9 protein-coding genes are annotated in these 15,512 nt (G+C 40.5%); 3 read left to right on the top strand and 6 right to left on the bottom strand.

Translation table 11 applies throughout. The features are described 5' to 3' along the window. Nucleotides 1–14: 14 nt before the first annotated feature. The 5 genes from ACE1B6_RS03010 to ACE1B6_RS02990 all read right to left on the bottom strand — a co-directional run bounded on the left by ACE1B6_RS03010 (nt 15) and on the right by ACE1B6_RS02990 (nt 8,316). Nucleotides 15–1,487, bottom strand: coding sequence for a PAS domain-containing sensor histidine kinase (locus tag ACE1B6_RS03010; RefSeq protein ID WP_413255752.1), 1,473 nt, complete (start codon nt 1,485–1,487; stop codon nt 15–17). Nucleotides 1,488–1,972: 485 nt separating this feature from the next. Beyond that, a complete protein-coding gene (locus tag ACE1B6_RS03005; RefSeq protein ID WP_413255751.1) occupies nt 1,973–3,337 on the bottom strand; it encodes an NAD(P)/FAD-dependent oxidoreductase in 1,365 nt (454 codons plus the stop codon). Nucleotides 3,338–3,549: 212 nt separating this feature from the next. Beyond that, complete coding sequence (pstS, locus tag ACE1B6_RS03000) at nt 3,550–4,635, bottom strand: phosphate ABC transporter substrate-binding protein PstS (protein ID WP_413255750.1); 1,086 nt, start codon at nt 4,633–4,635, stop codon at nt 3,550–3,552. Nucleotides 4,636–4,788: 153 nt separating this feature from the next. After that, nucleotides 4,789–7,869: a phosphoenolpyruvate carboxylase gene (gene ppc / locus ACE1B6_RS02995; protein ID WP_413255749.1), complete on the bottom strand. Its 3,081-nt coding sequence runs from the start codon at nt 7,867–7,869 to the stop codon at nt 4,789–4,791. 210 nt (nt 7,870–8,079) lie between these two features. After that, nucleotides 8,080–8,316 carry a hypothetical protein gene (locus tag ACE1B6_RS02990; protein ID WP_413255748.1) on the bottom strand — a complete coding sequence of 79 codons (237 nt, stop codon included), beginning with the start codon at nt 8,314–8,316 and terminating at the stop codon, nt 8,080–8,082. Between the two features lie 285 nt (nt 8,317–8,601). On the opposite strand from ACE1B6_RS02990, the gene ACE1B6_RS02985 reads away from it, so the two are divergent. The 3 genes from ACE1B6_RS02985 (at nt 8,602) to recR (ending at nt 14,300) form a co-directional block, all read left to right on the top strand. Next, nucleotides 8,602–11,745 carry a hypothetical protein gene (locus tag ACE1B6_RS02985; RefSeq protein WP_413255747.1) on the top strand — a complete coding sequence of 1,048 codons (3,144 nt, stop codon included), beginning with the start codon at nt 8,602–8,604 and terminating at the stop codon, nt 11,743–11,745. Nucleotides 11,746–11,930: 185 nt separating this feature from the next. Then, nucleotides 11,931–13,448: an MBOAT family O-acyltransferase gene (locus ACE1B6_RS02980; RefSeq protein ID WP_413255746.1), complete on the top strand. Its 1,518-nt coding sequence runs from the start codon at nt 11,931–11,933 to the stop codon at nt 13,446–13,448. 255 nt (nt 13,449–13,703) lie between these two features. Then, a complete protein-coding gene (gene recR, locus ACE1B6_RS02975) occupies nt 13,704–14,300 on the top strand; it encodes a recombination mediator RecR (protein WP_413255745.1) in 597 nt (198 codons plus the stop codon). A 54-nt stretch (nt 14,301–14,354) separates the two neighbouring features. Here the strand turns inward: recR and ACE1B6_RS02970 are convergent, their stop codons facing one another. Beyond that, complete coding sequence (locus ACE1B6_RS02970; RefSeq protein ID WP_413255744.1) at nt 14,355–15,203, bottom strand: Npun_R2479 family HD domain-containing metalloprotein; 849 nt, start codon at nt 15,201–15,203, stop codon at nt 14,355–14,357. Nucleotides 15,204–15,512: the final 309 nt, after the last annotated feature.

Genomic DNA, 15,512 nt, shown 5'->3' with positions numbered 1-15,512 from the left:
ATTTCTCAGTCAGGCTAGGAACTGAAAAAAACGTTACTTTTCTGAGGGAAAGTAATGCGGAAAAGTATTCCAGATTGGGAATCAATTTCTATATTTCCTTCTAACTGATCGATCAGATTATTTACTAGTTGTAAACCTAAAGTTTCGCTTCCTTCAATATCGAAATTTGCTGGTAATCCAATGCCGTTATCAGCAACTTCTAACAAAATAAGTTGATTTTTAACCACTGCTAACTTAATAGCGATTTTTCCTAATGCTCGATCGGGAAAAGCATATTTTAAAGCATTGCAAATTAACTCGTTAATAATTAATCCGCAGGGAATAGCCGTATCTAAATCAAAAAATATTGGCTCAATCTGGATATCTAAATCTATTCTTTCTGAGACTTGCCCAGAGGAAGAAACTAAGTTATGGGCTAAACTCTTAATATAATCCGCGGCATCAATTCGATCGAGCCCTTGAGATTGGTAAAGTTTTTCATGAATTAATGCCATTGACCTAACTCGGTTGTAACTATCACTCAAAAGTGAAACTATTTCCCCCTCCTTATCCCTCATATATTCAGATTGCAATTTTAATAAACTAGAAATAACTTGGAGATTATTTTTAACTCGGTGGTGAATTTCCTTTAGTAATACTTCCTTTTCTCGTAAGGAAGCTTTGAGTTGTTGTTCCGCTTGCTTTTGTTCAGTAATATCAATTCCTACGGCTACAGCAGCTTGACCTTGCTGATACTTTTGGGCAGCAATTAAGTAATTCCGAGTTGTTTCATTGATTGTTGTGTCAATGACTCGACGAGCAAATTCTTGAGAACTACACATAAAAGATCTCATAAAATCAGCAAAATCAAAACTACTTTTTAAAAAACCTAATTCTTGACCAATAAAAGTTTCTTGAGGTTGGTTAAAAGTAGTACACAGATGTTGATTGACACCGATATATTTTAAATCAGAATTAATCCAAGAAACTAAGCCAGGGACAGCATCCAAAACTGCTTGTAGTTGATCGTTGGTTTGTTGTAACGCCGCCTCTGCTTGTTGCCGTTCTTGGATTTCTCCTAGCGTCTTATCTCTCATTTTGCGGTAGTCTTGAACTCTTTGGGTAAGCTTAGTAACATCTTGAATAGAGAGTAAAGCATAGTAACCTCCATCCGGTGCAGGTTCAGCAGTAACGGTGGTATGTTCAACTCGCAATTTTCCGTTAGGTAAGTAAGCTGGAATTAGATGTTTGTGGAGTTGTGAGGAGAAAATTGTTGACGATTTCCCGGCAAAAATTTTTTGAAGACGGTTAGCATATTTCGGTTGACCTAAATGAGGAAAATAGGTAGTAATCTTAGTACCAAGAATTTCCTGTTTGGTAATCTTTGTCCACTTTGCTAAACAACTATTCCAATAAATTACGACCAAATCTTCTCGGAGTACGCAAATACCAATGGGTATGCGATCGAGAATGGTAAAATTTTCCCCTGATTTTTCAATGCTGTTCATGGCTAATTACAGCTTATTTTCTAAGGCTACTTTAATCACTTGATAACCTAATTTATTATCCTGCAAATTAGTTTTAACATAGTTACTTTGATTAACCTTGAGTGAGATTACTTTACTCAATCTATTACTTTTAAGTGTTACTACTGAGATTATTTAATCCTCCACCGAAAGGCTAAGAAACTATATTTTGTTTGTCCTATAAAATGAATTAAGGTGTAAAGAAGCTACAGGTCAACTGAGATCTTGCACCAGCCCCAAAATCCGCCTGGGACTAGTGCAAGATCTCAGTCAAGAAGGCGAATTTGACCAAGGGCAGAATTTACAGCAGCCAAAACTTTTAATTATAGCATTAAAGCCAGGAAATATCATTACTAGCTTCAGTAAGGGGAGTACTGAGTCTAGTAATAATACGGTTCTTTGCATTCAATCTCTACGCAAACGCCGTTAAATTAAATGCTTCGCCTTATTTCCACTTTATTAAATCATTAAACTTCTAAAGGAGATTTCTTTGCTGGCGGGACATAATACTCGCCTTTTTCATCAACTCCCACTACCCCCAAAGATTCATTTCCAGTAATTAAACGAGCGCCACCTTTGCGAGTAAAATAATTCCAAGCCCACTGAATCATCACCACTAACTTATTATCAAACTCGATTAAATAGTAAATGTGAACAAACACCCAAGTTAGCCAAGCTAAGAAACCAGATAACTTCACAAAACCCAAATCTACAACAGCGTAATTACGCCCAATAACCGCTAAACTTCCCACATCAATGTAACGGAAAGGAAAAGCATTTTCACTACCTTTTAACCGTTGTTGAATTAACTTAGCAACATATTCTCCTTCCTGCATTGCGACAGGTGCAACTCCCGGTAAAGGTTTACCATCTTGATGGGAATAATTAGCTAAATCACCAATCACAAAAATATCGGGATAACCCTTAACAGTTAAATTTGGTTCAACAACAACTCTCCCGACTCTATCTAATTCTACTCTTGTGCGTTCTGCCAAAAGTTTGCCCACAGGAGAAGCTTTTACACCCGCTGCCCATAAAATTGTTTTAGCAGCAATTTGTGATTCTTGTTCGCCTTGTTTCATTGTGACTACATCGCCATCAATGTTAGTAACTAAAGTCTTAGTTAAGATAGTTACGCCTAATTTGTTTAAAGACTTTTCCGCTTTAGCAGAAAGTTCTGGTTTATAGGGAGGCAAAATTCTATCCATGCCTTCCAACAAGTAAATTTTAGCCTCAGAGGTATCGATACTACGGAATTCTTTTCTTAATGTAGCAAAGGCTAAATCTGCGATCGCACCAGCCAACTCCACCCCAGTTGGACCCCCACCCACAATCACAAAAGTCAACCAAGCACGCCGTTTTTCTAAATCAGTTTCCTTTTCCGCCGCCTCAAACGCCAAGAAAATTCGCCGCCGCATTTCCAAAGCATTTTCCACAGTTTTTAAACCCGGTGCTGCTGTTTCCCAATGTTCATTGCCAAAATAGTGATGCTTCACACCAGTAGCAATAATTAAAGTATCATAATCAACTTCACCACTATTTAAAAATAGCTTCTTTTCTTCAGGATCGATATCCTGCATTTCGGCTAACAAAACTTGCGTATTTTGGTTATCACTTAACACAGCCCGCAGCGGAGAAGAAATATCCGCCGGAGATAAACTTCCCGTAGCTACCTGATACAAAAGCGGCTGAAACAAATGAAAATTCCGTTTATCAACCAAAGTCACTTTTACAGGAGCCCGCCCCAAAGCTTTCGCCGCATACAACCCGCCAAAGCCGCCACCAACAATTACTACACGATGAGGAGATTGATTAGTTACTGCATCTATCATTAGACTGACCCCCTTAGTAAAATTTGCTAGCGTTAATTTACGCAAACATTTCTTTATATTAACTAAGCTTTCTTTTTAATGCGGAATCAGCCAAATATAGGTAGTAAAAACTACAAAACTTTAGATACCCGACTTCTTGAAGAATTCGGGTATCTGAAGACACAATTGATTTCTTTTAGTAGCGAGCTTTAGCACTAGTGCAAAAAGCAAATTTACTTAATAGAATTAACTGCTGCTTGGGCTCTAGATACAACATTGGGTGGCAAAGGAATATATCCTAAATCATCTGATACTTGTTGTCCTGTTGTTAATCCATAATTCAAAGCTTGTTTGAGTGCTCTGGATTTATTTTGATCCGGGTAATTCTTGTAAGCCATGATCCAAGAGTAAGTCACAATTGGATAGGCATTTGCTCCCGGAGGGTCTGGAACAAAAGCACGTAAGTTTGCGGGTAACTGCACTGATGCTAAAGCAGCACTAGAATTACCCGGTGTTGGTGCGACGAAATTTCCGGCTTTATTTTGTAATGTTGCTACAGGAATTTTGTTAGTTTTAGCATAGCCATATTCCAAGTAGCCGATCGATCCTGGACTTTGTTTAATTTGAGCCGTTACACCTTCATTACCTTTAGCACCTTGTCCCACAGGCCAAGATACAGATTTACCTGACCCAACTCTACTTTTCCATGCAGAACTAATGGCGCTTAAATGATCGGTAAAAATCGCAGTTGTACCGCTACCATCAGCACGATAGACAACACTAATAGGTCTATTTGGTAGCTTGACTCCAGGGTTATCTTTGGCAATTCTGGGGTCGTTCCAAGTCTTAATTTCACCCAAAAATATGGCAGGTAATGTACTACGAGAAAGTTTTAAAGAATTAACACCAGGTAAGTTATGACCCACAACTACACTGCCTGCGGTCATGGGAATTAACACTACACCTCTGGAAACTTTTGCCATTTCTGGGTCAGTCATGGCGACATCACTGGCACCAAAGTCTACGGTTCCATTAATTAACTGTTGTACACCCGCACCGCTACCAACTGATTGATAGCTAACTTGAACGCTGGGATTTTTTTTATTGAAATCTGAGAACCAACGTTGATACAAAGGGGCTGGGAAAGATGCACCAGCACCAGTTAAACGCACGTTACCTTGTGCTAAAAGCAATGAGGAATTGTTAGCCGTAGCACTTTGAGGACGGAAGTGATTGGAAGCGATACTGGCAACAACGAAGGCTGAAAGAAACAGAAAAACCAGCAGATTTCTCCGCTTTAATTGAACTCTAACCGACATAATTTAAAAATCTACTTAAGCTGTCGAGTATCGACAGTAAAGTTAAGTGATAAAGCTCAGGTTAAGGAGTGTGTTTTAGAATACTAAACTATACAAACTTTTACAAAAAATGGGGCAGGCAGGATGCCCACCCCACAAGAATCAAGTAATAGATCAACCTGTGTTTCTCATTCCGGCGGCGATACCGTTGATTGTTAATAATGCGCCTCGGAGGAGTTCGCCGCGACTGTGACGGGAGTCTATTACTCCGGTGAGGCTTTGGGATTTGCTTTGACGCAGGCGTTTTAAGAGGGAAACTTGTAAGAATCCCAAGGGTACAATGTTACCGTTGCGGATTTGGACCGATCGCTGCAAGTCAGGATCGCCATCTAACAAACGTTTGTGATCGGTGATGTTTAATACTAACTCGCGAGTTAAATGATATTCCTCAGCGATTTGAGCAAACAACTTTTCAAATCTGGGCAAATCTTCTGGTTTAGACAATTCTTTCATGTAGTAGTGAGCGATTTGTAAATCGACTTTGGATAAAGTCATTTCTACTTTAGAAATCACTACTTTGAAGAAAGGCCATTTGTAGTAAAAGTAGCGTAACAACTTCAAGTTTTCTTGGGGATTTTCCTGCAAAAATTGATTAAGTGCGCTTCCAACTCCATACCAAGCTGGCAGTAAAAAGCGGCTTTGTGTCCAACTAAATACCCAAGGAATTGCCCGTAATGTGCTTAAATCTTTTTTCCCGGCGCTACGTCTGGCGGGACGAGAACTAATTTGTAATTGGCTAATTTCTTCAATTGGTGTTACTTGCATGAAGAAATCGATAAAATCTGGTTGTTCGTAAATCAAAGCGCGATAATGTTCGCGAGATTTACTAGACAATTCTTCCATGATTTCGTTCCAAGGTTCAATATTATCGAACCCAGTTCTGAGCAAGCTAGCTTGAATTACCGCTGTGGTGACTGTTTCTAAATTATACAAAGCTAAGTCAGGCCAGGAATATTTAGAAGCTAAGACTTCGCCTTGTTCGGTAATTTTAATTCTGCCGTTGATCGTATGTCCTGGTTGGGCTAAAATTGCCTCGTAGGAAGGGCCGCCGCCACGTCCCACAGAACCGCCTCGTCCGTGGAAAATGCGGAGGGAAACGCCGTATTTACAGGCGATCGCTTCCAAGGCTTTTTGGGCTTTATGAATTTCCCAGTTACTACTTAAGAAACCGGAATCTTTGTTGCTGTCAGAATAACCCAACATTACCTCTTGTAATGAAGAAGGTAAAGGAGTAACAGAAGTTACACTATTACTGACTTGCTTTTGCTTTTCTAGTTCATACTTTTGATAACCACCTGCTAGTAAAGCGCGATAAAATGGCAACTCAAACAGAGTTTGCATGATTGAAGGAGCTTTTTTCAAATCTTCCACTGTTTCAAATAGTGGTACTACTTGCAGCGTTCCTTCGCCTGTAGATGGATCGTAAAGTCCGGCTTCTTTAGCTAACAGTAAAACTTCTAACAAATCGCTGACATCATGACTCATGCTGATAATATAAGTTTGGCAGATGTCTACACCAAACTCTCGTTGCATTTGCCTGACTATGCGTAATGTTTCGATCGTTTCGCCAGTTTGAGGACTAAAGGGTAATTCATTCGGAACTAAAGGTCGTCTAGTTTGCAGTTCCGAAACTAACCATTTAATCTTTTCATCTTCAGTTAATTCATTATATTCACAAGGTAAAACTTGCAGATAATTAACTATTTCGTTGATTGTCTCTGAATGTCTGGTGCTTTCTTGGCGGACATCTAAGGATGCTAAAGAAAATCCGTAAACTTCTACCTGACAAATTAGGTGTTCTAAGTCGCGACAAATTAACCCAGTTTCTTGTAGGTTACGTTGAATTAATTGCAGTTGGGCTAAAAATTCTTCTGCTGTTTTATAGATAGGATCTTGCGGTTTTTGTTGCAGAGATTCTATTTGTAATGCTTCCCCTTTGTAGAGTCGCCAGTTGCGATCGCGTGTATACTCCAACCGCTTTTTCACATAAGACAACTTTAACCGATAAGGTTCTTGACGATAGCGAATCGACAACTCTTCATAAACATCCGGCATTTGCAACCGATTTTGTTCCAGAGATTCTAACAACTCTGGCAACACATCGCACCAGTGTAAAGACAAACTTAACCGATTAATTAATTTGTCTACTGAACCAATGTATTTCTCCAAAACTAAATGTCTTTGGTAACAAGCTGTTTGCCAACTAACTGCTGGCGTAACAAAGGGATTACCATCTCTATCTGACCCTACCCAAGAACCGAATTTACAAAAATTATGTCTGGGAGGACGCAGATTTGCCCACACACTTTTCAAGCCATTTTCTAACCTGTGATAAAGTTGGGGAATGGCTTCAAATAAAACTTCTTGAAAGTAGTGCAAAGCATAATCTACTTCATCCAAAACCGCAGGTTTAAACTGATGTAATTCATCAGTGCGCCACCACAAGCGAATTTCTTCGGTTAACTTCTCTTTCAGTACCTTACCTTCCCAAGAATTTTCCGCTTCTTCGATCGGATTACTTGCTTCTTCTAAATTATCCAGTTCTTGAAGAATCTTAGCAATGTGGCGCTGTTTATCTCTAATTGTATGCCGAACAATTTCCGTAGGGTGGGCCGTAAATACTAAGCGAATGTCCAAATTATCAATTAATCTTTGGACAGCTTGGGGTGGCATATTCAACTTTCGCAAATAGGGAAATAACCATTGAAAAGTTCCCTTTTCTTTGCGCGACCAATTTGCTGCTTGCCAACTTTTTTCTAAGGAATCTGTTCCCGGAATACATTCTTTAGATTCATCATCTAATTTAGTAAATGCTTGCAATGCTGGGTCGGGAACTTCTTGCTTAAACGCCATGCGTAAAGCTTGTTGTTGTGCTCTTTGGTCGTAATGTTGTTCGACAATATTAATTAGTTGAAAGTAAAGAGCAAAAGCACGCGCTGCCCGAATTGCGTCATTGATTTCTAAACTTTGAATGATCCGAAAAACTTCCTCTTCTTGAAGGCTATCACCAGTTGCTTGTCCTTCTGGGGAACATAGCGATCGCAAGTAATTACACAAATCTACTAGTTCTTGACCGCATTCGGAACGAAGAACATATTCCCATAAGTCCTCTACGACTTTAAGGCGATGTCGCAAAAATAGGTCTGATGGGGAAGCGAGATGAACTGCCTGATCGGATTGTAGTGTGGGACTCATAGGTGTGTTGTTCTATTCCAAGCAATAATAATCAACAAATTTTAGGCGGCTTATTAGGCTAGATTAGTGTCAAATTCCACCAATCTAGATTGACCTAGAAAAACTTTTCTACAATTGTGCTATTCTTTTTAGATTTGGGAATTTGCTCTGACATCTTTCAGTAGCCTGGTATGGGGAAATCAAGAGATTTTTGTCCCCATGCCACAAGTTTTAATCTCCTTCAGATTCAACTTTGGGAAATTGCAGCACTGGTAAGCGATCGCCCCTAAATACCTCTTCGCTTGCTTCCCCTAGTGCTTGGAGAAACTTTAGTGAAGCCTTTCCACATAATACACCGAGAAGTAAAGGGCCTGTAGCCAAACTAACTATTATTTCCACAGGAAACTTTGATTCAGAAGTTTGGGCTGATTCTGTTTCTAGCTGGTTGATTTGATTGGAGTCCATCATTTACCTCGATAATATAACCAAATTACGCCATCTTCTTCCCCAAGAGGAAAGTTTTTGGCAAAACTGGAAAACTGTAAAATCGATTACTTTTTTTTCGCCAGCAGATCGATGACTTATTCAATAATCATTGTGCAATATTTGTCAAAGATCCCGATCGAATGATTGTATTTTGACCAGAGCAGGATATAATGCCACTCGTAATTTGATTTAGCGAGAACCAAGGTCTGCATCTAGAAAACCAGCGTTAGACCTCAGTTTCTTCCTCGGTCTTTATTTAGCGCCCTAATGTTGAACATAGAAGCACGCCAAATTACATCTGACCCGATCGACCTAAATCAGTGGGTTGAAAGAGAACTACTGCTTGCGGGGATGCAGGTACGAGTCCGGGTACGAGAGAATACTTTGCATATTCTCTGGGAAGGTCGAGATTGTCCCAACAGGCAACAAGCTAAAGAGCGAGTGACACAAGCTCTGCAAGCGACTAAACTAGAAAACCTGTTGCCAGGGGAACATCTACCCATTAATCGGGTGTTTCTTTACGGTCGGGTGTTGGGGGAAAAACGACCCAACTGGACAGAAGCACTAGATCTACCAGCACCACAAGTTAATCAGAGTCAAGAGTTATCTATGAATCCGGTGAGTGAGGGGACAGCAGAAGAAACAGCTAGTACTCAGGTAGTTGAGGTTGATGATGGTGAGTATTGGAAAAGTCAAGCGCGTCAAGGTCGTCCAGATGCGATCGCTCGCTATTTAACTAAGCATCTGAGTCATTTGGGGGTGACGGTGAAAGTAATCACCAAAACCCTACCTGTGAAAGCAAAAAGTAAACACCGGGAAAATCCTTTTCACGGTCAAGATTTAGCCGCACCGAAGCAACGGTTGTGGGTATTCTGCGAAAGTGGTTACAGTCCCGATCCCTCTTTGTTAGCGTCGCCTGTAGCGCAACAATTACGGGAGTTAAATTTGCAAGGTTTCCAAGATGCGGTGATTCTCAGTCAAGTGACTGGGGAAGAGTCTCCTGATTGGATGCTGCGGGTGGATTTAACGCCGCCAGAAGAGATGCTGCGGGAGTGGGCGCAGTGGGGGGACGAGGTGGCGATCGAACGGTTGCTAAATCGCCCTCAAGAACATGGCATGGAAATTTCGGTGGTGATTAAGGAATCAACCCTGCATATTTCCTGTACTACGCCAAATTGGGAGAGAATTAAGCAATTCCACCGGGGAAATTACCACGTTCGCCCGGATATTGTACCGGATAAGCATAAGGCGATCGCCATTCTCACCCCAATTTTAAGAACCTTGGCTCCCCAAGGCATGAAAGCGGCGATTATTTACGGTCACGAACATTTAGACGAAACTCCAATTTGGGTAGAATGGTTAGATTTACCCGGAAATAATCATCCCCAATTAGCCCATTCTGCTTTGTCTTTAGCAGCGAATGGCAATGAAGAAGCCCTAGAATTTTTATTAGGGCAATTATTAAATACAGATATTGATTGGCGGTTAGCAACAGGCGGAATTCGCATTCAAGTACGACGGCGCGAAGATTTGTTGTATGTGATGACGGATGCGCTGATTTGTCCGCTGCAACAACAAGTAGGTTCGCCCGTGGTTCAGTTGATTGGCGAACTACAAATTCCGGGAATTGCCGGAGTTAGAGTCTACGGTAGACGGGCGGGAGAAAAACAGCCGAGTTGGTCTTACGGAAGAGATTTTACCCCTCGTGGTGTGGTAGTTCCCGAAAGTACGCCAGAATTCGCCACTGCCGAACATTATGCAACGGAAAAAGTTGCCGATGAAGCAGAAGAAGAACTTTTAAAAAGTGCCACACCTGAGACCGAAGATTTACCTCCGGGTTGGCTAGAATCGCAAGTTGAAAAAGCTCAAAAAGGAATTAATAAATTTGGGCAATCTTGCTATTTGAGTTTAACGCGATCGCAAATTTGCACCCCCAGCGAAACCAATCAAAATTTCTTAGCTTTACCCGGAAATGCTAACTACAGCGGCGCAAAAGTAGCCTTGGTTTGGGGTACTTTGGGAATCATGCTGGCTTTAAGTACAGATTTAATTGTCGGTAGTGTCCTGAAAATTCCCGACAATCCTCAGCCAAACGCATTAATATTAAACGATCCGGCTTTCCGAGAAAGATATGAAAATCTCACCCCGGAACAACAAGCAGTCGCTAACAGAGAATTAGTTCAGGAAGATACCAAAAGAAACCGAAAAACTCGCCGCCGAACCCGCCGTAAACCAGAAGATATTTTTGACACTACAGGATTTACCAAACCAGGAAATACTGAGGTCAAAGTAGATCCCACTGGGGAAAATGCCACCTTAAAAGTTAAAGAGTTAGATTTCCCCAGTTTTGACAATCCTCAGTTCGATGAAAAACTGGCAATTTACAAAAAACAAGTGGAGAAACAAGGGCCACCTGATATATTAATTGTCGGTAGTTCGCGGGCAATGCGTGGGATCGATCCGGCAATTTTGCAAAAAACTTTAGCAGATGAAGGTTACGGCAAAGTAGAAATTTTTAACTTTGGGATTAATGGTGGAACTGCTCAAATTGCTAATCTATTAGTTCGCCGCATTCTCACCCCAGATCAAATGCCGAAAATGATTATTTGGGCAGATGGTTCTAGGGCTGTAAATAGCGGCAGATTTGATTTAACTTATAGTAAACTGGCAGCATCTCCAGGTTACAAAGAAGTGGCAAATGGAACATTTCATAAACCCAAAGAAGTAGAAAATCCAACTTCCGAAAATCAGCAAGAACCTCCACCAATTGTGGCAGAATTATCAGGAAATATCGCAGAAATCAAAGCTCAAGATGTGGATAATTTGTTAAATGAAAAATTGGGTGGAGTTTCGGCAAGTTATGAAGAACGCGATCGCCTAAATAAAAAATTGCGCGATTGGTTTGCAAATACTTTTGGGCAACCGGAGACAGCTGAGATAGAGCGATCGAGCAATCAAGAAATAGAAGAACGCCCCCTAAATTGGGATGGTTTCTTACCAATTTCTCTCCGCTTCGATCCCAATACCTACTACGAAAACCACACCAGAGTCAAAGGCGATTATGATACAGACTACAAAGATTTCTATTTAGGAGGCCCACAAAATGCCGCCTTAGAATCTTTAGTTGAGTATACCCAATCCCTAAATATTCCCCTAGTTTTCATCAATTTACCCCTAACTGAAGAATACCTAGATTCCCACAGGCGACAATACGAAAAAGAATTTGAAATGTATATGTTGCGCCTATCCTTAAGAAAAGGCTTTGTCTTCCGCAATTGGAATCAATTATGGCCTGAGAAAAATGATTACTTCTCCGATCCTAGTCACTTAAATCGCTATGGCGCAGCCGCTGTAGCAAAAAGACTAGCACAAGATCCCCTGATTCCTTGGCCCAAAAATAATAATCAGTAGAGGCAGAGGGGCAGAGGGGCGGAGGGGCGGAGGGGCAGAGGAGATAAATTAAAAACATTCCCCTACCTCCCCAGTCCCCAGTCCCCAGTCCCTAGTCCCCAGTCCCCAGTCCCCAGTCCCCAGTCCCCAGTCCCCAGTCCCCAGTCCCCAGTCCCCAGTCCCCAGTCCCTAAATCAATCACAAAAATGACTTTTGTTTCGCTTTTATACGGTGTATTCCTGTTAGGTGTCCTAGCAATTTACTGGTTGATTCAAAGTCAGTGGTTGCGGTTATGGATACTGTTACTTGCTAGCGTGATCTTTTACGCTTCGATTCAAATTTATTATATTCCTTTACTTTTTGCCCTGACGTTTTTCAACTTTCGTTTGGGATTAATTTTAGGAAAGCGATCGCTATTAAGATTAAATTCTAAAGATTGGCGAATGTCGAATCAAGAATGGCAAGCAGTACAAGAAAATTGGAGTAAAAAACGGTTACGCTTTTTGTGGCTAGGAATTTTCTTGAACGTTGTCTTACTGTTTGGCTTTAAGTATATACCGTTCTTTTTAAATTCGATCGCTGCCCTATTTAACTTACCAGTAATCAAAGAACAAGCAACTTGGCTGAATTTGCAACTAATTGCCCCCTTGGGAATCTCCTTTTTCTGTTTTGAATGTATCTCCTATTTAATAGATGTTTATCGCGGTGCCCCAGCTACCGGAAACTTCCTGAAATTTTCCACCTACAAACTCTTCTTTCCCAAACTAATTTCCGGGCCAATTACCCGTTACCATCACTTAGCCGCCCAACTAAATACCCTGCGATTTCCCAGCACCAATCAAATAGTAGAAGGACTTTGGTTAATCGCTTGTGGCGCAGTAAAAAAAGCCTTAATTGCTGACAGAATTGGCATTTTAGTCGGAGTTAGTTTCGATAATTTAGAACGTGCTGGCAGCGGGGATTTATGGTTAGCAACCTTTGCTTATGGATTACAACTGTATCTCGATTTTAGTGGCTATGTTGATATTGCCTTGGGTACAGCATTGTTAATGGGATTAAACTTACCGCCAAACTTCGATTTTCCCTATTTTACTACTAGCATTGCCGAATTTTGGCGACGCTGGCACATTACATTAGGAGATTGGTTGCGGAATTATCTTTACTTCCCCCTTGGTGGTTCGCGACAAGGTTTAAAACGCACCTGTTTAAACTTATTAATTGTCATGTTAATCGCCGGAATTTGGCATGGTGCAGCTTGGGGTTTTGTCGCTTGGGGCGCATATCACGGCATAGCATTAGTAGTTCACCGCTTAACAGAAACTCTATCCGATAACGTTCCTGTTCTGAAAAAATGGTGGCAAACTATTCCCGGTATAGTAGTAGCTTGGGCAGTTACTCAATTAATGGTATTTACTTCTTGGATCTTTTTCCGCTTACCTAATTTAAAAGATGCTACTTGGGTATTTACGCATTTGTGGGGACATAAAGCTGATATTCAGTTTGCCCAAAAGGTATACTTAGAAGCGATCGGACTTCAAAGAGCTGAAATCGCTTTATTACTGTGGGCAATAGTTGGCATCATGGCAATAATTTTCGCCCTACATCGCGGTTTAAAACTACAATTAAATTGGCCGATCAAAATCATGTTAGTTCCCCTCAGTTTGTACGCAGTTTGGATGCTAGCCCCCAAACAAGGTTTACCTTACATCTACTTTGACTTCTAAACTTGTTAGCCTCTAAGGTGTGTTAGCGACAGCGTAATATCGAATACCCAAATGTTTGCTACAAATGCTTGAGAAAGGGCAGGTTTTGACTTCAACATTTATTACTGAGTATCCCAATTTTTTAGCTAAACCCGCCCCTACACTATTTGTATTAATCATTTGTGTAAACCATATAACGCACCGTGAGCCAAAGTTGTTAACATTTGAATGCTGAGCCGAAAATTCTGATTCAGTACTCAGCATTCATTACAAAAAATGGTATACACACGCCCCTTAGCTCGTTTGATTGAACAATTACAACGTTTACCAGGAGTTGGCCCAAAAACAGCACAACGCTTGGCTTTACATATTTTGAAACGTTCCGAAGATGAAGTCCAAGCACTTGCCCAAGCTTTAATCGAAGCAAAACAGCAAGTAGGTTTATGTTCCGTTTGTTTTCACTTATCAGCTGAACCAGTTTGCGAAATTTGCCGCAACCCAAACCGGGATAGCAATACTATTTGTGTAGTCGCCGACTCTCGCGATGTGATTGCCTTAGAAAAAACCCGAGAATTTAGTGGTAAATATCACGTTTTAGGTGGTGTAATTTCCCCAATGGATGGCATTGGCCCGGAACAATTAAATGTTTCCCCATTAGTGAGAAGAGTAAGTCAACAAAAGCCAAAAGAAGTGATTTTAGCAATTACTCCTAGCGTCGAAGGTGAGACAACAACTCTTTATGTAGGTCACTTATTAAAACCTTTTACTAGAGTAACGCGAATTGCTTTTGGTTTACCAGTAGGCGGAGATTTAGAATACGCCGATGAAGTAACATTAGCTCGTGCTTTGGAAGGTAGAAGAGAAATAGATTAGCAAATATTAGTTATGGGTAAATTGGGGATTTTTCGGATCTCCAAATCCCATTTCTTACAAATTTTCTTGTTGTTTAGAATGTTCCATCCGAAATACAGTGGAATATAAATTTGCCAAAATTTGCTTTCCGTAAAGGGTGACATCGAGAAATTCTAAAGCTGGTTCAATAAAAGGGTAAACTACTCCCCAATAAAATTTGGGGTAGTTTTTACGTAAGTCATTGGGGTTTTTATAACCCAAAGTTTTATTGGTTCCAGTTTCTTCAAATTCATAGAACAAAGCACTGATTTTTTGTAAGTAGCGAGGGTCACTTAATTGACCAATTAAATCTCCGGCGCGAACTAACCCAGGATATTCTTTAGTATCTTGGTGGTCTTCATCATTTGGTACGGGAAAACGGGTTAGTTCAATATTCTTTTTAATTACATTGGCGTTAATGATCTTGTGACAACCAAAACGTTCTTGAATAAACAATTTTCCGCGGTCTACATGATAGTTATTCAGACTCGCATCAGTACAACCAAAGGGTAGTGTAATCATCACATCATCTATCCCTGTAGCGTATTTTCTTTCTGATGGTCTGTCAGTTCGGCAAACGCCTTTAACAAATCCAATATCATGGCACAATAGGGAAATGATACAGTGAAGCCAATCTTCACAAGTTACTCCACCTTCACGGATATGTTTACCCCAAAGAATTTCCTGTCCTACTAAAGTGACATAAATTGTGTGTTCAACGTTGTGGTACAAAGCATCGCTGTTGGCAATGTTTTCTAGCGCCATGTTAGCCGCCCAGCCAATAATGTCGGCGTAGTCAGGTTTCAAACCTCCGTAGTTGCGACGGTAGCCAGCTTGTAAGTTTTCCACAAAACCATCGATCATATATTTTGTAGGATTGTACATTGTTCCCCCCTGGAAGTATTTTCAATTGGTTGTTTGGGTAAGTATTAGGCGGCTTTATTAGTATTTTGGTAATCTCTCCCTGAGAAAAGTGCGGGAGTGTTAACTGTTTTGTCTTAGAGTTCAAAATAGACCCTTATTAGGCTTTAATAGTAGTTATAGCAAGATTTTAATAAATAGCAAACCAGGAAACTACATATATAAAAAAATCCAGAATATATTTAATTTTACGGAGATCAGGAAAAGTCTGTAAACTTAAATTACTTGGTTCGTAATTATTCAGTAAAACTCTGGAAAACTCAGCGTTTTAGT

It is taken from the genome of Floridaenema fluviatile BLCC-F154 (genome assembly GCF_041929135.1).
GTDB lineage: Bacteria > Cyanobacteriota > Cyanobacteriia > Cyanobacteriales > Aerosakkonemataceae > Floridanema > Floridanema fluviatile.
Note: the sequence above shows the minus strand (reverse complement) of the source record. Positions and strands in the feature narration are given on the sequence as shown.